A 20,242-nucleotide genomic window follows, 5' to 3' on the forward strand; every position below is an offset into this window, starting at 1 on the left:
GCGAAGTTTGGGTGTGAGCAGAGAGGTTTAGCATTTAGCGAGCATCCCCCGGTAATAGGTTTTTCCTGTTTTTTTCGCGGAGGTTCAACCGGAAAGGATAGATTATGGCATTACCAGATTTTACTATGCATCAACTTTTAGAAGCAGGCGTGCATTTTGGCCACCAGACTCATCGCTGGAATCCAAAAATGTCTCCATATATTTATGGGCAGCGCAATAATGTGCACATTATTGACCTTGCTCAAACTGTTCCACTTTTGCATCAGGCACTTAAACTTATTTCTGATACAGTTGCACGGGGTGGTCGCATTTTATTTGTCGGTACTAAGAGACAGGCAGCTGATATTATTGCTGATGCAGCAAGTCGCTCAGCGCAATATTATGTCAATGCGCGTTGGCTTGGTGGTATGCTGACAAACTGGAAGACGATTTCCAATTCAATACACCGTTTGTGTAAACTTGATAAAATTCTCGCTGCTGAAGCTCAAGGTTTCACTAAGAAGGAGCGTTTAAACCTTGAGCGCGATCGTGAGAAGCTTAATCGTGCACTTGGTGGTATTAAAGATATGGGATCTGTTCCAGACCTTATATTTATTATTGATACAAATAAAGAAAGCATCGCGATTCAGGAAGCAAAGCGTTTGAATATTCCAGTTGTTGCTATTATTGATACTAATTGTGATCCTGATGATATTGATTACCCAATTCCAGGTAATGATGATGCTTCACGTGCGATTTCTCTGTATTGTGATCTTGTTGCTCGTGCAGTTCTTGATGGTATTGCTCGTCAGCAGGGTGCAATGGGCATTGATTTAGGAGCTCAAGCTGATGCGCCTGTAGAGCCCATTTTAGATAATGTAGCTCCAGTTTCTGAGCAGTAATTAAAAGCACTTATTAAGATAGTTGTTTTTTAAAAAAGATTGTGGGCGTGTATAAGGTTCTTTGCACGTTTTATTATTACAGAACAAAGAGGCAAGTAAATATGAGTATTACGGCTGCACAAGTGAAAGAACTTAGAGAGTTATCTGGTGCTGGTATGATGGACTGCAAAGCAGCTTTAGAAAAGACGAATGGTGATATGGAATCTGCAGTTGATTGGCTTCGTAAAAAAGGTATAGCTAAAGCAGATAAAAAAGCTGGTCGTACAGCAGCTGAAGGGTTGATAGGGGTAGTCTCAAAAGATTTGAGTGCTGTTTTAGTTGAGGTTAATTCTGAAACAGATTTTGTTGCGCGCAACGACGTGTTTCAGAATATTGTGCGCAATGTAGCGATAGCTGCTTTGGATACTCAAGGTAGTGTTGAAGCTGTTTCAACATCTATTTACCCTGGTTCTGAAAAGACTGTAGAGGCGACAATAAAAGATGCAATTGGTACGATTGGTGAAAATATGACATTTCGTCGTTCTGCTAAATTGTCTGTTGATGAAGGTATAGTTGCTACTTATATCCATAATAGTGTGGCTGAAGGGCTTGGAAAACTTGGTGTTTTAGTTGCTATTAAAACGAAAGGAAATAAAGAAGCTGCTGCTGCTTTTGGTCGTCAAATTGCGATGCATATTGCTGCAACTAATCCATTAGCGCTTACAGTAGAAGATGTTGATGTTGGTGCTGTTGAGCGTGAAAAAGCAATTTTTTCAGACCAGGCTCGTCAGTCTGGGAAGCCTGAGAATATTATTGAAAAAATGGTAGAAGGCCGTATGCGTAAGTTTTATGAAGAAGTTGTTTTGTTATCTCAAGCTTTTGTTATGAATCCTGATATTACTGTCGAAACAGCTTTAAAAGATGCTGAAAAATCAATTGGTGCGCCAGCAAAAATTGCGGGTTTTATTCGTTTTGCATTAGGTGAGGGTGTGGAAAAACAGGAATCTGATTTTGCAACAGAAGTTGCTGCGGCTGCAAAAGGTTAATTATTTTTTAAAATTGTTGATTGTAAATTCTGAATTTGCCACTGATTTTAAAATTATTAAAAAGAATGTTGATTATTTAGAGGGCGTCACGTGATAAAGTGGTGCCCTTTAGTGATGTCGAAAGCAAAAAGCTTTTGGGGAGATTATAAATGACATTAGCCCTTCGCTACAAGCGTATTCTATTAAAAGTTTCCGGTGAATCTCTTATGGGAGGACAAAGCTTTGGAATTGATGTTTCGGTGGCAGACCGTATTGCTTCTGATATTGCTGAAGTTCGGACAATGGGTGTAGAAGTTGCTGTTGTTATAGGTGGAGGGAATATCTTTCGTGGAGTTGCTGTTGCTTCACATGGTGGGGATCGTGTTACTGGAGATCACATGGGAATGCTTGCGACTGCTATTAATTCCTTAGCTTTACGGACATCATTGACAAAATTAGGGATTGAAACAGTTGTATTGTCTGCGATTGCAATGCCACAAATTTGTGAAAGTTTTTCACAGCGTAAGGCGATAAATTATATGAATCAGGAGAAAGTTGTTATTTTCGCAGGCGGTACTGGTAATCCATTTTTTACTACTGACTCTGCTGCCACTTTGCGTGCAGCAGAAATTGGTGCAGATATTTTACTGAAAGGAACGCAGGTGGATGGTATTTACTCGGCAGATCCAAAGATAGATCCTACGGCTAAGCGTTTTGATCAGTTAACCCATGTTGAGGTTTTGCGGCGAGGGTTATCTATTATGGATACAACGGCAGTTGCTTTAGCGCGAGAGAATAATGTACCAATTATTGTGTATTCCATTCATGAAAAAGGTGGCTTAGCTAAGGTGTTGAATGGGACGGGGCATTTTACGATAGTATCGGAGTGAATATAATTTGCGAGACGTGATTAAAGGAGATAGGAATATGAGTGTTGCGTCAATTATAGGTGATCTGAAACGTCGCATGGACGGAGCTATTTCAGCATTTAAGCATGAGTTAGGTGGTTTGCGGACTGGACGAGCATCTTCTAGTTTATTAGAGTCATTGACAGTTGAAGCTTATGATTCGATTGTTCCCATAAAACAGGTTGCTCATATTTCTGTGTTAGAGCCTCGGATGCTTTCGGTTTCTGTCTGGGATAAAGCGATGGTTGGGGCTGTAGAGCGTGCTATTCGCGATTCTGGACTTGGCTTAAATCCTATTACTGATGGTATGAATTTGCGTATTCCTTTACCTGAATTAAATGAAGAGCGCCGAAAAGAGCTCGTGAAAATTGCCCACCAATACGCAGAACAGGCTCGTGTTTCTATTCGTCACGTTCGTCGAGATGGTATGGATAGTTTAAAAAAGTTAGAAAAAGAAGGTGAAGTTGGTAAAGATGAGGCTCATGGTTTATCCGAAAAAGTCCAAAAGATTACAGATGCAGCTATTGCTGATATCGATAAAATTTTAGTTGCTAAAGAATCTGAAATTTTGCACGTTTAAAGTTATTTTTTAAATATACAAGGGTTATAAACCTATTTTATCGATAAGAGTAAGAAAGAGTTATATGCTTTATATAAAAGAGGAGTGCAATAAAATAGGTACATCTTGTTATATTGCCTAGCATATATGTTAGGCTGATTTGAAGTGGTTAGTATTTTAAAGTTATTATTTTTTTGAATAAAGTCAGTTTTAACAATGCGGTCTTGTTCATTAATGATTGTGCATTAAAGTTAAAAATTATCGTGTCAATTTTATAGTGTACGTTGAGGTAAAGTATATAATGCAAAATATAGTTATAGTACCGCAGACTTTCCGTTATTTTAATTGTGAAGTTTAATAAAATAAATGAAGTGATCCATTTTTATGACTTGTAATTTTTGAACATACTTTATAATAAAAAAACATTTTATCATGCAGAAAATGAATATTGGATTGAACATTTTAATTATTTGTAGATGTTGCAAATGACGGTGTTTCGAGTTTTATGGTTTGAGAGATTTTTATAAGTATGTGTTAAAATTGACCTTGAATTTTATTACGGAGTTAATATTGACTATTACGAATAGTGTTGCAGTGCATCAGATTAAGAATCACAGAAACTTTATAAATAAAAATGCTGTTTAGAAGAGTTTTTGGCGTACGTTTATTTTTTTAAATTTGGATATTGTTTTGTCTGATCTTATTTCTCGTACTTTGACGGCTTTTGTCTTTGGTGTTATTGCTTTAAGTTTAACGTGGTTCGGGGGGGCTTCATTTTCCTTATTTGTATGGCTAATTGGTGGTTTTATTCTTTATGAATGGATTAGTATTACAGAAGAAAAGTGGTGCATTTTACAAAAAGTATTAGCGGGTATCTTTTATTTAGTTTTTGGATTTCTTTTAGTCCTCGATGTATCTGCTTTATTGATTTTTTTTATTTTGATAGTTTTAGCTCTATTGTTAGCTGTGTGGTCTATTAAAAATATTGGTTGGGTTTTTTTCGGTTTTTTATATGTATCTTTTCCAGTTGTAGCTTTATCCTTTTTGCGAGGCCATGGAATGCTTGGATTCTGGGTTGTTATATTTTTATTTGCAATCGTTTGGGGAACAGATATTGCTGGGTATTTTAGTGGACGCATGTTTGGTGGGCCCAAATTAGCGCCGCGATTTTCACCTAATAAAACATGGTCAGGAGCAATCGGTGGGACGTTTGTTGGGGTTGTTAGTGGTGTATTGATTTCTTTTTTGTTTTTAGACGTAAGTTTAGAAGTTTTGTTTGTGGCATTGCTCGCATTCGTTTTATCAATTGTTTCGCAAATAAGTGATTTGGGGCAATCGTGGTTGAAGAGGCATTTTTCTGTTAAAGATTCGAGTTCTTTATTGCCTGGACACGGTGGGTTTATGGATCGTATGGATGGATTAGTGGGAGCTGCTTTTCTTCTTTATTTAATTGGTTCGTTTATGTCTGATATGGATACACCTTTTAATCTTTTTGGTATGGTTTAATTAGGAGGAGATATCTTGGAATTTTTGAATCATGTATTCGCTATAGGGGATTGGCTGTTGAGAGGCCTTAGCGTTTTTTTTGTCGCTATGATTATTATTTTTGTGCATGAAACTGGGCATTACCTTATTGGTCGTTGGTGTGGTATTAAGGCATCGGTTTTTTCGCTTGGGTTTGGGCCTCAACTATTGGGCTATACAGATAAGCATGGTACGTTATGGCGTTTAGCACTCATCCCTTTGGGTGGATATGTGAAGTTTGTTGAAGATGAAGAGAGTGAGCCATCGTCCCAGTTATCTCCAATCGCTTGTAATTCATTTTCCCGTGTGTATGCTTGGAAAAGAGCGGCAATGGTTTTTGCTGGTCCCTTGTTCAATATTCTTTTTACTGTTGTTATTTTAACATTTTTTTTCTTTTTTTACGGACGTGTAGCGGTTGAGCCTGTTGTTGGTTCTTTGGTACAAGATTCACCGGCTGCTCAAGCAGGTTTGGTATTGGGTGATCGTTTTGTGGAAATGGATGGTCAACAGGTTAATAGTTTTGAAGATTTGATGGCTTATATCACTTTTCATGGGGGTGACCCAATAGAATTTAAAATGGATCGCATGGGGAAGATGGTTACTATTGTGATTACACCAGAGGTGATTGAACAGGATGATGGATTTGGTAATAGGGTTCGGGGTGGAATGATAGGAGTGGGTGTTCCTGCTGATCCCAATAATCCTACACGTCTAGATCCAGTTTATGAAAAGCGTATTAACTATAACTTTGGTGCAGCAGTAAGGGAGGCTTCAGAGCGTGCAGTATTTGTGGTTAAGCAAACAATTTTTTTTATTAGTCGTTTAATAGGAGGAAAAGAGGATCGTTGTCGGTTAAGCGGTCCCTCAAAGACTGTTAAAATTGCCTGGCAAATTAGTGAGACAGGTTTTGTTTCTTTGTTGAATTTTACAGCTTTTCTTTCTATTGGTATTGGACTTATTAATCTTTTTCCTATTCCGCCTCTTGATGGTGGGCATTTATTATTTCACATTGTTGAAGCTCTTGCAGGTAGGCCTATATCCGCTAAGGTTCGGGAAGTCATTTTTTATTTCGGTTTTTTTATAGTTCTTTTATTTATGGTTTTTGCATTGTTTAATGATTATTTTTGTTGGTTTAGCTAATATGTTATGGAAAACATTTTTAAAATTGAGTAATAATGGGGAAATTAGTTTAAGAAAATGTTTAGCGCTTTTAAAAGTGTTATAGCGCTGTGTTCTGTAGTTAATGATTAAGGGGTGGGATATTTCGCTATCAATATAGAGTATTGTATGGCAATCAGCTTTTTGAGGCGTTGTGTCCAGGGAATAAGATAAGGTAAGAAAAAGCCAATGACTACAAATTCAAAGTTTTTAGGTACTGTGTCCGTGTGGGTGTTAACTATGGGTACTGTTATTTCAACAACGGCTTTTATGTCGGTTGCAATGGTTGGGGAAGTGCGGGCATCTGTAGTTAATTCTATTGAAGTTCAGGGGAATAAGTTTGTAAGTTCTCAGGCAGTTCGAGATAATATAAGTATAAAGGCTGGACAGAGTTTTTCCAAGGGCGATATTGATGATGCAGTGAAACAACTTTTTAGATTGGGTTTATTTTATGATGTTAAAATAAATCAAGTTGGTGATAAGTTAGTTGTGTTTGTTAAAGAGTATGAAGTAGTGAATCAGGTATTATTTCAAGGGAACAAATCCTTTAAAGATCCTGATCTTAAGCGATTTATTTCTTTGAAACCAAATCAACCTTTTAATTCTGCTAAGCTTTCATCTGATATAAATGTGATTCGTGAAGCTTATAAAACTGTTGGTCGTAATGATGTAACTATCACGGTTCAAACCATTAATCTTGGAAAAGGGCGTGTAAATGTGGTTTTTAACATTGTTGAAGGCAGAAAAACAAAGATTAGTAATATAGTATTCAAGGGAAATAGTGCTTTTGGAAGTCGCCGTTTACGTGATGTGATTTCAACGAAGCCTTCAGGAATATTTGCACTATTGATGAGGGGTGATGTTTATAGTGAAGAGCGTTTGGCTGCAGATGAAGAGGCTTTACGTCGTTTTTATTATAATCGTGGTTATGCAGATTTTCGTGTTGTTTCGTCTAAAGCAGTATTTGATGTAGCGAGTAATGCATATAAAATCAATTTCGTTCTTGATGAGGGGGTCCGTTATAAAGTTGGTGATATTCAAATTGAAAGTGATATTGATGGAATTGATATTACATCGATAAAAAGGGCGCTTAAAACTCATCCAGGTGATATTTATAGTGCAGAAAATATTGAACAGTCTGTTGCTATTATTAACAATAAGGTTGCAGATTCGGGATATGCTTTTGCTAGAGTTGAGCCACGGGGAAACCGTAATTTGGCAAATCATACAATTTCTCTTGTGTTTAATGTTGAACAAGGTCCACGAGCCTATGTTCAACGTATCGAAATACGGGGAAATGAGAAAACACGCGATTATGTTATTCGACGTGAGATCGATTTAAATGAAGGAGATGCTTTTAATCAAACTTTGATGCAGAGAGCAAAACGTCGATTAGAAAGTTTGGGATTTTTTAAGACCGTTAATATTTCAATGGTTCCAGCAGATCATTCTGATCAGGTAGTGGTAATTGTAGACGTAGTAGAGGCTCCAACTGGAGACATCTCTTTTTCTGGAGGCTATACAACAGGTGGAACAAGTCCTGGGATGTCACTTGAAGTGTCTGTGACTGAACGCAATCTTGGAGGGCGTGGCCAGTATGTGCGTTTGGGTTTAGGTGCTGGGCAAGAGAAGTCTCGTAATTATAATTTATCGTTTGTTGATCCTTATTTCTTGGGTTATCGCGTGTCCACAGGTGTTGATATTTTTCGTAGTACTTATCGTGCTGATCAAGCATATGATGTCCGTCAGACAGGTGGTTCATTGCGCTTTGGGGTGCCTATTAGTGATCAATTATCCGCTAATTTGGCTTATTCTTATGTGCAAGAAGAATATGATTTTGGTGGGAATTATGATTTAACGAGTGAAGCTGGTATAAGAGAGTTATATGGTAGATACTCTGGTGCTATTGTCCAGGCTGCAAGGAATAGTCCTTGGAAGCGTTCCTCAATTAGTTATGGTTTAACTTATAGTTCTATTGATGATATGCAAAATCCACATGATGGGTTGTATGTGCGTGTTCTTCAAGAATATGCTGGACTTGGTGGGAATGCAAAATTCTTAAAAACAACTGGTAAAGCGATGATGTATAAGACGCTTTCTGATCCAATGGATCTTGTTGGTTTACTTTCTTTTGGTGCCGGTTATATTCATGAAATAGGTACAGAAGGTGTTCGTATTTTTGATATGTTTAAAAGTTCTGATTTAATTCGAGGTTTTAAATATAATGGGATAGGGCCACGTCAAGTCTCCAATAAGGGAGAGGTGTATTTCTTAGGGGGTACAACGTATATGAACGCAACTGCTGAATTGCAGTTTCCTATACCTGTTGTTCCTGAGGGGTTAGGATTACGTGGTGCTTTATTTGCAGATGTTGCAACGCTTTATGGTAATAATTATAAGCCAGTTGTTCAAGGTGAAGTGGCGGTTACGAATGTAAAAAGTGCATGGCGGACTTCTGCAGGTGCTAGTTTGATGTGGGAATCACCATTTGGTCCACTGCGTTTTGATTATGCTTGGCCAATAACGAAGCAAGAAGGTGATCGTGTGCAACAATTTAACTTTGGTATTTCTACTAAGTTCTGATTTTAGTTTTCTCCAAAAAAGGAGTATTTGAAGAGAATAACTTAGGTGGGGAGAGAAAGTGTTTTGATGGCGGATACATTTTTTTTTGCGCCGTCCCGGCGGTTAACAGTTGCTAACGTTGCGGAGTTGACAGGTGCAAAACTTCTTAATCCAGAGTTTTCTAACACAGTTATAAATACGCTTTCTTCACTTGAGGGTGCTGAAGAGGGGTCTCTTGTTTTTGTAGAGCATCGGAAATTTTCTGATGCTCTATTAGGGAGTTCTGCTGTTGCTGTTTTTTGTACAAATGAGATCGTTTTTAAAGTTCCTGAATCGATGGCGATTTTGGTAACATCTACACCGCAGCGTGATTTTGCACAGATTGGTCGTATATTATTTCCTAACTCTGTGAAGCCGATGCCTTGGTTTGGACAGAAAGAAATTTCTCCATACGCGCATATTCATCCGAGTGCTAAGTTAGAAAGTGACGTATGTATTGAAGCAGGAGCTGTTATTGGTAAAAATGTTGAAGTTGGAGCTGGAACTCTCATTTCATCAACTGCTGTTATTGGTGAAAATTGTCGGATTGGACGTGAGTGTTATATTGCTCCTAAGGTAACAGTGCAGTATTCTTTAATAGGTGATAGAGTTCAACTTTATTCAGGTGCTTGCATAGGACAGGATGGTTTTGGGTATGTCGGCAGTGGTGCTGGAATTGAGAAAATTCCACAAATTGGCCGTGTTATTATTCACGATGGTGTAGAAATTGGTGCAAATACAACAATTGATCGGGGTACATTTGAAGATACTGTTATTGGTGAAGGGAGTAAAATCGACAATCTAGTGCAAATTGCTCATAATGTAAAGATTGGTCGCTATTGTCTTATTGCTGCCCAGTGTGGAATTGCGGGAAGTACCTCTGTAGGTGACATGTCTCAATTGGGTGGGAGTGTTGGTGTTGCCGATCATATTGTAATAGGTAAGTGTGTTCAGATTGCTGCTCGTAGTGGTGTTATGAATAATATTCCAGATGGTGAGAAATGGGGTGGGAGCCCAGCGCGACCATTTAAACAGTGGTTTCGTGAAGTGGCGGCACTTCGTAATATTGGCAGAGCAAAAAAGGAGAGGCGCTAATATGATCAGTACTGGAGAAGTGAAGAGTTTAGAAGTTATGGATATTGAAAAATTGCTTTCAATATTGCCGCATCGGTATCCATTTTTATTGGTTGATCGTATCGTTGAAATCGATGATGAACAAGAGGCTATTGGTATTAAAAATATAACAATTAATGAGCCGCATTTTATGGGGCATTTCCCTGAAAAACCAATTATGCCAGGAGTTTTAATTTTAGAAGCTATGGCGCAAACAATTGGAGCAATTTCACTTTTAAAGTTAGGTGATAAGAAGGCTAATTTAGTTTATCTTATGACCGTTGATAATGCTAAATTTCGTAAACCAGTTGTACCTGGTGATCAGCTAAGAATTCATGTTAAGCTTTTAAAAAAGCGCTCTAGTGTAAGACGTTTTTTATGTGTTGCAAAGGTAGAAAATGTTTGCGTTGCTGAAGCAGAAATTGCTGCAATGATTAATGAATCAGAAAAAGTAATACAGTAGGAATCATAAAATGTCCGGGATAAAAATCCATCCAACTGCTCTTGTGGAGAAGGGAGCGCAGCTTGGTAAAAATGTACTAATCGGGCCATTTTGTCATATTGGTTCAGAGGCTATTATTGGCGATGGATGCAGTTTGATGAGTCATGTTGTGGTAATGGGTAGAACAACATTGGGAGCCAATAGCAAAGTATTTGCACATGCAGTTTTAGGAGCAGACCCACAAAATAATAAACATCAAGGAGGTCATACCACTCTTTCTATCGGCAAGAATTGTACGATTCGTGAAGGCGTAACGATGCATAGAGGATCAGATTCGAGTGTTGGTGTAACGATTGTGGGTGATAATTGTCAATTTTTTTGTTATGCGCATGTCGCTCATGATTGTCATGTAGGAAATCATGTTACATTTGCAAATAATGTCATGATTGGTGGTCATGTTACTATTGGTGATTATGTTATCATCGGTGGAGGCTCAGCTGTTCATCAATTTGTTCGGATTGGGCATCATGCATTTATTGGTGGTGTATCAGCGGTAGTAGGTGATCTTATTCCTTATGGAACAGCTGTTGGGGTGCAGGCAAAGCTTTCTGGATTGAACCTCGTTGGTATGAAGCGTGCAGGTTTTGAACGCAAAGATATTCATGCACTTCGTCATGCGATTGTTATGCTTTTTGATCGAAGTAAACCATTTAAAGAACGTGCGAATGATGTGTCTTCTTTTTACTCTTCTTTTCAGCCTGCTCTTGATGTGGTTAATTTTATTCGGGAAGAAGGAAAACGCTTTTATTGTACGCCAAAATTTGAAAACGGTAAAAGAAAATAGGAATTAAAGATGTCTGTCTCCGATGCCAGAAGTTTTCTTTCCGGCCGAACCGCTATTATAGCGGGGAATGGTGTTTTGCCCATTACCGTTGCTCAGGCACTTGAAAAATACGGACAAAATCCTTTTCTTGTTATTTTACGTGATGAGGCAGATGCAGCGCTTTATCGCTATGAGCATTGTGAATTATCAATTGTAGAGTTAGCGCGGCTCATTAAAGTTTTAAAAGCAGCAGAAGTTTGTAATGTCGTTTTAGCAGGAGGTGTAACAAAACGACCGCTTCTTACGCAATTGCGGTTTGATTGGAAAACCATTTTAGCTTTACCTAAATTGCTTATGGCTTTAAAAAGTGGAGATGATGCATTATTGAGAGCATTTATACAGATTATTGAGGCATATGGTTTTTGTGTTATTGGTGCTCATGAAATAGTACCAGATTTATTAGCTCCGATAGAGTTTAAGTTAACGTTACGGCGTGCTACTCAAAAAGAAAAAAGTGATATTTTATTAGCAGCTGAAGCTGCAAAGCTTTTGGGTCAATTAGATGTAGGACAAGCCTCTGTGGTTGTTGATGGAAGAGTGATTGCTTTGGAAGGAGCAGAGGGAACTGATAATATGTTATGGCGTGTTTGTGAAATGCGAGAAAGAAAGCAAATTCCTCCTAAGGGTGGTGTTCTTGTTAAATGCGCAAAACCACAACAGGACCATCGTGTCGATTTACCATCAATCGGTCCTTGGACGATAATAAATGTTGCAAAGAGTGGATTATCTGGTATTGCGGTGGAGGCAAATAGAAGTTTGATATTATCAGCTAAAGCGACAGTAGAAAAAGCTAATAAACACTCTTTATTTATAGAAACATTTGAAAATCTCAATCATGAATGATTTTGTTTTAAAAATTGCGATTGTTTCAGGTGAAGAATCTGGTGATTTTCTTGCTGCAGATTTAGTTGCTTGTTTGTCTCGACAGACAGGATGCAATATTCATTTGATTGGTGTTGGTGGCAGGCATTTAAAGGCTTTAGGTTTAAAAAGTATTTTTGATCCCAGTGATATTGCTTTAATAGGGATAGGTGCAGTACTCAAAAAGTTTCCTTTATTGTTGGTGCGTATTCACAGCTTGTCAAAATTTATTGCACAAGAACAGCCTGACTGTTTAATTATTGTTGACAGCCCTGATTTTACTCACCGTGTTGCAAAAAAGGTGCGCACTTTAGCACCTTCTATTCCTATTTTTAAATATGTTGCACCAACTGTTTGGGCATGGAGGCCAGAGCGTGCTAAAGTTATGCGCAAATTTGTTGACCATGTTTTAGCAATTTTTCCTTTTGAAGAAAAGGTCATGGAAGATTTTGAAGGACCTCCGACTACTTATGTTGGACATCGCCTTTTAACTTATCCTCCGCTTTTGGCGGTTCAGGAAGATAAAAAACGTTTATGTGGTCAACAAAAGTCGTTGCACACATTGGTTATTTTGCCAGGATCACGCAATTCAGAGATTCGTTATTTAATGCCTATTTTTGGAGAAGTCGTAAAAGTTCTTGCTCAACGTATTCCTAATTTGCGTATTCTTTTGCCTACGTTACCGCGTTTAGTAGATGAAATTCGCTGCTTTGTACAGAACTGGGAAAGAAAAGTTGAAATTCTTTCTGATGAGGATTCTAAATGGCGTGCCTTTGCGGAAGCGGATGTTGCACTTGCAGCACTTGGAACGGTTTCATTGGAGTTGGCATTAGCAAAAATTCCAATGGTTCTCTGTTATAAGCTTGATTATTTTTCTAAGTTGTTTATTTTTCCGAAAGTAACTTTATGGAGTGCTGCTCTTCCGAATATTATCGCTGATAAGCCCATTATACCAGAATATTTTAATGAATTTTTACGACCTGGTATGTTAGCAAGGCAGATAGAGCAGCTTTTATATAACCCTTTATTACGACAAGCACAGCTTGATGCTTTTGATATTATAGAACAAAAAATGAAGACTAAAAAAACATCGGGGGTTATTGCTGCTCAAACGATTATCAAAATTCTTAAAAAAAAGTCAAAATATTCAAAGTTTTTTAAATATAATCATATTGATAATTAATGTTGAATTTTAGCAAGAAAATCATGAGCGCGTCTGCTTTTAGGATTGGTAAAGAATTTTTCAGATGCTGTATCTTCAATAATTTTTCCGTTTTCTAAAAAGAGTATTCTTTCTGATACTTTGCGAGCAAATCCCATTTCATGGGTAACGCAGAGCATTGTGATTCCTGTATTTGCTAATTGAGCCATGACTTCTAACACTTCTCCAACACTTTCTGGGTCGAGAGCTGATGTTGGTTCATCAAAAAGCATCACGTCTGGTTCCATGCATAGTGCACGTGCAATAGCAACACGCTGTTGTTGTCCTCCAGAGAGTTGCAATGGATATTTTTCACAGTGTTTTTCAATTCCAACATGAGTAAGATAATGCATAGCTCGTTCTTTTGCTTTTTCTTTGGAAAGGCCTTGAACTGCTATGGGTGCCAAAACACAGTTTTGTATAACAGTCATATGAGGGAATAAATTAAAATGCTGAAAGACCATTCCTATTCGGCGTAAAACACTTTTTTGCTGATATATAGGAGCAGTATGAATATCAACATTATAGATACAAATTGAACCTTTTTGTGCTTGTTCTAATTGATTGATACAACGAATTAGTGTTGATTTTCCTGATCCTGAAGGCCCACAAAGAACAATGCGTTCTCCAGCTTTAATATCCAGGTTAATATCATGAAGAACCTGAAAGGTTTTATACCATTTATTTAAGTTTCGAATAGTAATCACTGGGCTTTCAGTAGGAGGGGTAGATATATCGTTTTCTAAATTCATCTTATTGTATTCTTTCATTGATGAATAAATTAGTTAATTAAGTATTATTTGTTTTTGGTAAAGAGCTGAACATTTTTATCTATCGCAAATATCGGGTTAAACGATTTTCAATAAAAACAATAAAGCGATGAATAAATTCAACAATAAAAAGATAGATGAGAGCAGCCCAAACGTAAACTTGAAAATCAAATGTACGAGAATAAGTTAATTTAGCAACTCCCATTAAATCATAAACAGTGACAAGTGAGGCAATAGCACTGGCTTTAATCATTAAAATAAATTCATTGCCTAGAGGACGTAATGCTACAATCATGGCTTGTGGAAGAATAATTTTAAAAAATGTTATAGAACTATTCAATCCTAAAGCTTTTGCCGCCTCATGTTGTCCGGTTGCCACTGATAGGAAACTTCCTTTAAATATCTCAGACTGGTAAGCAGCAGAATTGAGTGTAAAAATGAAAAGACAACAATACCAAGCGTTTTGAAAAAACCACCATAAGTTAACATATTGCCAGAAGTTGTTCATTGAACCAAGGCCATAATAAAAAAGGAATAATTGAGCCAATAATGGGGAACCACGAAAAAAATACACATAGGTATTTGCAGCATATTGAAAAAACTTGTTGTTTGATAAGCGCGCAAGTGTAATTAAAATTCCCAGAACAAAACCAACAGAGCAGGCAATTATTACAAGCTCAAAAGTGACAAGAAATCCATCAATAAACTTTGGTCCATAACGGTTTAAAAGGGTAGGATTGAAAAGAAAATGGAGCCATTCGGGAATCATTTAGGCCAATACCTTTCGATATCCTGCTTGAGTACATCTCTCCAAATGACGTAAGAGGGCAGAAAAAAATGTTGAAAATAATAAATAAAGTAAGCATGCTACAAGATAAAATAGCATAGGTTCATTGGTAGCTGCGACTGCTAAGTTAGTTTGCCTCATAAGATCAACAAGTGAAATGGTTGAAACAAGAGATGTATCTTTAAGTAAAGTAAGCCAATTATTAGAGAGGCCTGGCAAGGCATGGCGAATGAGTTGAGGAAAGATAATACGAAAGAATGTGGTTGAGCGTGAAAGTCCTAAAACTTTAGCTGCCTCATATTGACCTTTATCAAAGATATTAAATGCTCCGAGCCAAACTTCACAAGAAAAAGCTGCAAAAACCATACTGAATGCAAGGACACCAGCAATAAAAGCATTGATACTAAATGTTATTTCAATACTAAAGTAATCAAGAATAGTTTGGATAACATTTTGTAAGCCATAATAAACCAAAAATAAGGTTAAAAGTTCTGGTAGTCCGCGAAATATCGATGAAAAGAGAATGGCTGCTCTTTTAGCTATCTTGCTATTAGATCGAATCATTACTGCAGCTAAAAGTCCTAACGGAAGTCCTAAAAGTCCACAGCATAAAGCCAATGATAATGTCATTCCAGCACTATAAAGTATAACGACACCCCATCCCCCATTGCTAAACGATAGCAATGCTAAATTTTCAATCATTCTCGTGCTCCTCACAAAGATTTATAAAAATATGATCTAAAACAAATAATTTGTTAAATTTTAGTACGTGTTGATATCTAATGGGTATCGAATATGAAGTATTTTTTCATAAGTTTTTCATAAGTTTTATCTTTGTGAATTTCTTTTATAGCTTCATTAAATTTATTTTTAAGATCATCATTATTTTGGCGTATTCCAATTGCAATAGGAGATTTTGTTCCTTTAAGAATTCCAAGAAGTTGGCAACAATTGTTTCCTTCATTTTTAAGCCAATTTAGTGCTTGAAGCTCATCAAGGATAATTGCATCAAGCCGATGACTTGAAAGATCACGACTAACCTCTATTGTTGTAGGGTAGATCTTAATGTTTGCGCCTTCAGAAGCATAATAATCTTCCGCGTATGAAGCTTGCGTTGTGTTTGATTGGACACCGAGTTTTTTACCTTTAAAAGCTTTTTCTGAAATTTCTTTAATGCTTGAGCCTTTGGTAACAACAACAGCTAATGCTGTGTCATAATAAGGATCTGTAAAATCAATCTTTTGTAACCTCTCTTGTGTGGGAGCGAGAGAAGCAATGATGGCATCGTATTTTTTTGCAAGAAGTCCAGGGATAATCCCATCAAAATCTTGAGTAGTGATTGTACACTCAACATTCATTTTTTCACAAAGTGCGTAAGCGATATCAATATCAAAACCGTGGAGTTGATTATTTGAGTCAATGTAGCTAAATGGAGGATAAGAGCCTTCGCTTGCAATTTTTATTGTTTTAGCATTGGTCAAGTGGATAAATAGTGTCGCGCTTATTATAAAGGCTACAGCTAATAATCTCATTATGTTCTCCTGTTGGATAAGAGGGAAAATATTAGATAACCATGTGTTTTATAATCTTTAAGATATTCTGAGAGCAATGTAAAAATTTGTTATTATTCATTTTGTTACCATGAAAAAAACATCATTATAAAAACTCTCTAAGCATAAATATGATAGACAGAAAAAATAAATATCTTATTGATTATTAAAAATGTTCTTCATGAAACAATTTATTTTATTATATTAAAAAATTTAGGATTCAGCTTTAAAAACCTGTATATTATAAGGATTATTAGGGATATTGTCATTATTTTTCATTATATAAGATTTGTGCATGTGAAGTACTAGGGATGATGTTTCGATAAATACTGATGTTTATTTCGTAAAAAAGCAATTTTTTGATGAATCTCTGAAAAAAATTTTTTTTAATAAGACCATTATACAGATAATGGTTTGTTATTTTTGTGATAAGTGGTGAATATCACCTTTTGTATTAGTCAATATGGAGGGAAAATAAGAGTATAATTTTTTATCGTGCTTTATTTTATATGGAGTAAAATTTTTATAAGAGTGGTAGATAATATATTTTATGATATTTATTGGAACTAAACCTCCACTCAATAAATAGATGTACAAATGGAATGTTGTGGATATATTTACTGAGCAGAGACTGTTAGTTCATTAAAGAACTTTAATCACGGCTACTATAATAATTTATAGCTATAAAAAAATTGAATCAAAAACTACAAGCACTTTACACTTTTTTCTTCAGCCATTTTCAATAAGGCTTCAGTTTAACTGATTCCTTATTGATTATTTGTTGTGTTTTTAGTTTGCGCGTTCATCTATAGGGATGTACTGACGCATGTCATAACCTGTGTAAAGTTGGCGTGGTCGGCCAATTTTTTGTGCGTCATCTTCGGTCATTTCTTTCCATTGTGCAACCCAGCCGACACTACGTGCTAAAGCAAAAAGAACAGTAAACATTTGAGTCGGAAAACCTAAAGCTTTCAATGTGATGCCAGAGTAAAAGTCGACATTAGGATAAAGCTTTTTTTCAATAAAGTAATCATCATGCAGAGCAATTTTTTCAAGTTCGACAGCAATATCAAGAAGTGGGTCATCTTTAATGTTTAATTCTTTTAAAACTTCGTGACAAGTTTGCTGCATAATTTTTGCACGTGGATCATAATTTTTGTAAACTCTATGACCAAATCCCATAAGACGGAAAGGGTCATTTTTATCTTTTGCACGCGCGATAAATTCAGGGATTCTTTCAACAGATCCTATTTCTTGTAGCATTTTTAGGCATGCTTCATTTGCTCCACCATGCGCTGGGCCCCAAAGACATGCAACACCTGCTGCGATACATGCAAATGGGTTAGCTCCAGAAGATCCTGCAAGACGTACAGTGGATGTGGAAGCATTTTGTTCATGGTCTGCATGAAGGATAAAAATTCGGTCCATAGCCCGAGCAAGTACAGGATTGACTTTATATTCTTCACAAGGAACAGAAAAGCACATATGAAGAAAGTTAGCAGAATAACTAAGATCGTTCCGGGGATAAATAAATGGTTGTCCGATGCTGTATTTATACGCCATAGCGGCAAGGGTTGGAACCTTTGAAATGAGACGAATAGAGGAAATCATTTTCTGTTGAGGGTCTGTCGTATCAAGAGAGTCATGATAAAATGCAGACATGGCACCAAGACATGCAATCATTATTGCCATAGGATGAGAGTCGTGATGGAAACCGTGAAAAAAGCGTGCAAATTGCTCATGTACCATTGTATGCTGCGTAACACAGTTGTCAAAATCGACTTTTTCTTTCTTTGTAGGCAATTCCCCATAAAGCAAGAGGTAGCAACTTTCGAGAAAATCCCCTTTTTGAGCCAGTTGATCAATAGGGTAACCACGATAAAGTAATACTCCTTTATCACCATCAATATAAGTGATTTTTGATTCACAAGAAGCTGTTGAGGTAAAACCCGGGTCATAAGTAAAAGTATTTGTTTTCTTGTATAGAGCAGCAATTTCAATCACATCAGGACCAACAGTGCCTTTACGAACAGGTAGCTCTATTTTTTCATTATTTACAGTTATATGTGCCTTATTTTCAGACATTAAATACTCCTTTTAGATTATTCGCCCCTAAAAATAAGAGCTGCTTCATTTTATTTTGTTCGATATGGAGGCTGTAATTGAAGCTTTTTCTAACTTATGCTGAGAATAGATTTACTCTAAAAACTGGTTCATGCAATCTAAAAATATCTTTTATTTGCAATTTTACAAATATGTACCTTAATAACATAGGATAGAATATAACTTCTGGTTTATGTTGAGACATTTATACTTGATAACTATTTACTGCGATATACTTGTTACATACAAGTCAAATGATCTGATCATGGATGCGGCAAAGGGATTCTTCTCTTTCTAATAAAATTAGGACATCAAAAACTCCTGGTGACGTTGAGCGTCCTGTGAGAGCTGCTCTCAGTGGCTGGGCAACCGTTCCAAATTTTATATTTTGTGTTTCTGCATAATTTCTAAGGGTCTCATCTAAGGTTTCTATATCCCAATTAGGGCACGATTTTAGAGCAAGATAGATATCTTTTAAAATAGTCCGGCCATTTTTATCTAAAAGTGTTTTTGCTTTTTCATCAAGGGGTAATGGCCTTTGCATAAAAATGAAAGAGGCATTATCAATAAGCTCAAGTAAAGTTTTGGAACGTTGTTTTAAATTTGGCATAGCTTCTAAAAGTTTAGCCCGATGTCGTTCATCAAGCTTTTTTATGATTTCTAATCCACCATCAATTTCTGGTAAAATATTTAAAGTAGAATCAAAAAGATATTGATCGCTACTCATGCGTATATAATATCCATTGATAGCATCTAACTTTTTGAGATCAAAACGAGCCGCACTTTTATTAATATCATCAATATCAAACCAAGAAATCATATCTTCTGTTGAAATTAGTTCATCATCACCATGGCTCCAACCTAGACGGACTAAGTAATTCCTCAAAGAAACAGGGAGATATCCCATTGTTCGATAGATATCAACACCGACTGCTCCATGACGTTTTGACAATTTTGCACCATTTTCACTGTGAATAAGTGGAATATGAGCCATAACGGGAATATCCCATCCCATTGCATTAAAAATGATTGCTTGGCGAGCAGCATTTGTGAGATGATCATCACCACGTATGATATGCGTTACTTCCATATCATGATCGTCGACAACAACGGCATGCATGTAGGTTGGAGAACCATCAGAACGCAAAATGATAAAATCATCCAAATCTTTATTAGGAAAACGAACAATACCTTGAACACGGTCATGCAAAATCGTTTCTCCCTCTTGTGGCGCTTTAATACGAATAACAGGCTTAACACCTTTAGGAGCTTCAGAGGTATCACGATTACGCCAACGGCCATCATAACGGGGTGGTCGCCCTGTTATTCGCGCATTTTCCCGCATTTCAGCTAACTCCTCGGGTGAAGCATAACAATAGTAAGCTTTTCCATCTCTTACTAATTGTTTAGCAACTTGGCGATGTCGCTCTGCTCGTGCAAATTGTGAAATAGGATCGCCATCATAGTTGATACCCATCCATTTTAAGCCGTCTACAATGGCTTTCACGGCTATCTCTGTTGAGCGTTCTCGATCTGTATCTTCAATACGCAAAAGCATTTTTCCACCAGTGTGTTTTGCGTAAAGCCAATTAAAAAGAGCAGTACGGGCACTTCCAATATGAAGGAATCCTGTGGGTGAAGGGGCAAAGCGGGTAATAACAGACACGGATATCTTCCTTTAAATTAAGATATGACTTATAGCATTTTTATGGAAAAGCTGTGCTAGCATAGGTGATAGGGTGCAATAAATTTCTTGTCAAGTAAAGTAGGAAGATACGAATGTTGAGTTAAAGTAATTAGAGATAATTTATTTAAATGAGATGCGTTTTAAAAATTAAATGAAATAATATAGTGGGGTATTTTCTTTATTTACAATGATACAAGTAGCACAAGTGGT

General features: G+C 36.8%; 18 protein-coding genes. 12 read left to right on the top strand and 6 right to left on the bottom strand.

Annotated elements, in window-relative coordinates; genetic code table 11:
- Positions 1 to 104: 104 nt before the first annotated feature.
- The 12 genes from rpsB to lpxB all read left to right on the top strand — a co-directional run bounded on the left by rpsB (position 105) and on the right by lpxB (position 13,117).
- Entirely contained in the window at positions 105 to 881 is a 777-nt protein-coding gene (gene rpsB / locus V5N68_RS05510) for a 30S ribosomal protein S2 (RefSeq protein WP_332066180.1), read from the top strand.
- A gap of 101 nt (positions 882 to 982) precedes the next feature.
- The gene (gene tsf, locus V5N68_RS05515; protein ID WP_332066181.1) at positions 983 to 1,906 is read left to right on the top strand and encodes a translation elongation factor Ts; all 924 of its coding nucleotides are present in this window, start codon (positions 983 to 985) and stop codon (positions 1,904 to 1,906) included.
- 149 nt (positions 1,907 to 2,055) lie between these two features.
- Positions 2,056 to 2,775, top strand: a complete 720-nt coding sequence (gene pyrH / locus V5N68_RS05520) for a UMP kinase (RefSeq protein WP_332066182.1) — start codon at positions 2,056 to 2,058, stop codon at positions 2,773 to 2,775.
- Positions 2,776 to 2,812: 37 nt separating this feature from the next.
- Positions 2,813 to 3,373, top strand: coding sequence for a ribosome recycling factor (gene frr, locus V5N68_RS05525; protein ID WP_332066183.1), 561 nt, complete (start codon positions 2,813 to 2,815; stop codon positions 3,371 to 3,373).
- 669 nt (positions 3,374 to 4,042) lie between these two features.
- Positions 4,043 to 4,858 carry a phosphatidate cytidylyltransferase gene (locus tag V5N68_RS05530; RefSeq protein WP_332066184.1) on the top strand — a complete coding sequence of 272 codons (816 nt, stop codon included), beginning with the start codon at positions 4,043 to 4,045 and terminating at the stop codon, positions 4,856 to 4,858.
- 15 nt (positions 4,859 to 4,873) lie between these two features.
- Positions 4,874 to 6,016 carry an RIP metalloprotease RseP gene (gene rseP / locus V5N68_RS05535; RefSeq protein ID WP_332066185.1) on the top strand — a complete coding sequence of 381 codons (1,143 nt, stop codon included), beginning with the start codon at positions 4,874 to 4,876 and terminating at the stop codon, positions 6,014 to 6,016.
- A gap of 207 nt (positions 6,017 to 6,223) precedes the next feature.
- Entirely contained in the window at positions 6,224 to 8,617 is a 2,394-nt protein-coding gene (gene bamA, locus V5N68_RS05540; protein WP_332066186.1) for an outer membrane protein assembly factor BamA, read from the top strand.
- A 66-nt stretch (positions 8,618 to 8,683) separates the two neighbouring features.
- Positions 8,684 to 9,730, top strand: coding sequence for a UDP-3-O-(3-hydroxymyristoyl)glucosamine N-acyltransferase (gene lpxD, locus V5N68_RS05545; RefSeq protein ID WP_332066187.1), 1,047 nt, complete (start codon positions 8,684 to 8,686; stop codon positions 9,728 to 9,730).
- Between the two features lies 1 nt (position 9,731).
- The gene (gene fabZ / locus V5N68_RS05550) at positions 9,732 to 10,211 is read left to right on the top strand and encodes a 3-hydroxyacyl-ACP dehydratase FabZ (RefSeq protein ID WP_332066188.1); all 480 of its coding nucleotides are present in this window, start codon (positions 9,732 to 9,734) and stop codon (positions 10,209 to 10,211) included.
- Between the two features lie 10 nt (positions 10,212 to 10,221).
- Positions 10,222 to 11,034: an acyl-ACP--UDP-N-acetylglucosamine O-acyltransferase gene (lpxA, locus tag V5N68_RS05555; protein WP_332066189.1), complete on the top strand. Its 813-nt coding sequence runs from the start codon at positions 10,222 to 10,224 to the stop codon at positions 11,032 to 11,034.
- Between the two features lie 9 nt (positions 11,035 to 11,043).
- Positions 11,044 to 11,916: an LpxI family protein gene (locus V5N68_RS05560; RefSeq protein ID WP_332066190.1), complete on the top strand. Its 873-nt coding sequence runs from the start codon at positions 11,044 to 11,046 to the stop codon at positions 11,914 to 11,916.
- Positions 11,909 to 13,117 carry a lipid-A-disaccharide synthase gene (gene lpxB / locus V5N68_RS05565; RefSeq protein WP_332066191.1) on the top strand — a complete coding sequence of 403 codons (1,209 nt, stop codon included), beginning with the start codon at positions 11,909 to 11,911 and terminating at the stop codon, positions 13,115 to 13,117. Before V5N68_RS05560 ends, lpxB begins: the two co-directional genes overlap by 8 nt.
- On the opposite strand, the gene V5N68_RS05570 is transcribed toward lpxB, so the two are convergent.
- The 6 genes from V5N68_RS05570 to gltX all read right to left on the bottom strand — a co-directional run bounded on the left by V5N68_RS05570 (position 13,114) and on the right by gltX (position 20,011).
- Positions 13,114 to 13,887 carry an amino acid ABC transporter ATP-binding protein gene (locus V5N68_RS05570; protein WP_332066192.1) on the bottom strand — a complete coding sequence of 258 codons (774 nt, stop codon included), beginning with the start codon at positions 13,885 to 13,887 and terminating at the stop codon, positions 13,114 to 13,116. The two genes, lpxB and V5N68_RS05570, sit on opposite strands and share 4 nt — an antisense overlap.
- Before the next feature lie 79 nt (positions 13,888 to 13,966).
- Positions 13,967 to 14,674 carry an ABC transporter permease gene (locus V5N68_RS05575; protein ID WP_332066193.1) on the bottom strand — a complete coding sequence of 236 codons (708 nt, stop codon included), beginning with the start codon at positions 14,672 to 14,674 and terminating at the stop codon, positions 13,967 to 13,969.
- Positions 14,675 to 15,394 (bottom strand): ABC transporter permease, encoded by a 720-nt coding sequence (locus tag V5N68_RS05580; RefSeq protein WP_332066194.1) that lies wholly within the window; start codon positions 15,392 to 15,394, stop codon positions 14,675 to 14,677. It abuts the gene before it with no gap.
- 77 nt (positions 15,395 to 15,471) lie between these two features.
- Entirely contained in the window at positions 15,472 to 16,224 is a 753-nt protein-coding gene (locus tag V5N68_RS05585; RefSeq protein WP_332066195.1) for a transporter substrate-binding domain-containing protein, read from the bottom strand.
- An 807-nt stretch (positions 16,225 to 17,031) separates the two neighbouring features.
- Entirely contained in the window at positions 17,032 to 18,327 is a 1,296-nt protein-coding gene (gene gltA, locus V5N68_RS05590) for a citrate synthase (RefSeq protein ID WP_332066196.1), read from the bottom strand.
- Positions 18,328 to 18,595: 268 nt separating this feature from the next.
- Positions 18,596 to 20,011 (bottom strand): glutamate--tRNA ligase, encoded by a 1,416-nt coding sequence (gene gltX, locus V5N68_RS05595; protein ID WP_332066197.1) that lies wholly within the window; start codon positions 20,009 to 20,011, stop codon positions 18,596 to 18,598.
- Between the last annotated feature and the right edge of the window lie 231 nt (positions 20,012 to 20,242).

This window comes from Bartonella eidoli (assembly GCF_036576145.1).
In the GTDB taxonomy this organism is placed as follows: domain Bacteria; phylum Pseudomonadota; class Alphaproteobacteria; order Rhizobiales; family Rhizobiaceae; genus Bartonella.

What these genes read in the sequence shown, in the direction of transcription:
- rpsB (WP_332066180.1), top strand. Translation starts at nt 105, where the DNA reads ATGGCATTACCAGATTTTACTATGCATCAACTTTTAGAAGCAGGCGTG.
- tsf (WP_332066181.1), top strand. Translation starts at nt 983, where the DNA reads ATGAGTATTACGGCTGCACAAGTGAAAGAACTTAGAGAGTTATCTGGT.
- pyrH (WP_332066182.1), top strand. Translation starts at nt 2,056, where the DNA reads ATGACATTAGCCCTTCGCTACAAGCGTATTCTATTAAAAGTTTCCGGT.
- frr (WP_332066183.1), top strand. Translation starts at nt 2,813, where the DNA reads ATGAGTGTTGCGTCAATTATAGGTGATCTGAAACGTCGCATGGACGGA.
- bamA (WP_332066186.1), top strand. Translation starts at nt 6,224, where the DNA reads ATGACTACAAATTCAAAGTTTTTAGGTACTGTGTCCGTGTGGGTGTTA.
- lpxD (WP_332066187.1), top strand. Translation starts at nt 8,684, where the DNA reads ATGGCGGATACATTTTTTTTTGCGCCGTCCCGGCGGTTAACAGTTGCT.
- fabZ (WP_332066188.1), top strand. Translation starts at nt 9,732, where the DNA reads ATGATCAGTACTGGAGAAGTGAAGAGTTTAGAAGTTATGGATATTGAA.
- lpxA (WP_332066189.1), top strand. Translation starts at nt 10,222, where the DNA reads ATGTCCGGGATAAAAATCCATCCAACTGCTCTTGTGGAGAAGGGAGCG.
- V5N68_RS05560 (WP_332066190.1), top strand. Translation starts at nt 11,044, where the DNA reads ATGTCTGTCTCCGATGCCAGAAGTTTTCTTTCCGGCCGAACCGCTATT.
- lpxB (WP_332066191.1), top strand. Translation starts at nt 11,909, where the DNA reads ATGAATGATTTTGTTTTAAAAATTGCGATTGTTTCAGGTGAAGAATCT.
- V5N68_RS05570 (WP_332066192.1), bottom strand. Translation starts at nt 13,887, where the DNA reads ATGAATTTAGAAAACGATATATCTACCCCTCCTACTGAAAGCCCAGTG.
- V5N68_RS05575 (WP_332066193.1), bottom strand. Translation starts at nt 14,674, where the DNA reads ATGATTCCCGAATGGCTCCATTTTCTTTTCAATCCTACCCTTTTAAAC.
- V5N68_RS05580 (WP_332066194.1), bottom strand. Translation starts at nt 15,394, where the DNA reads ATGATTGAAAATTTAGCATTGCTATCGTTTAGCAATGGGGGATGGGGT.
- V5N68_RS05585 (WP_332066195.1), bottom strand. Translation starts at nt 16,224, where the DNA reads ATGAGATTATTAGCTGTAGCCTTTATAATAAGCGCGACACTATTTATC.
- gltA (WP_332066196.1), bottom strand. Translation starts at nt 18,327, where the DNA reads ATGTCTGAAAATAAGGCACATATAACTGTAAATAATGAAAAAATAGAG.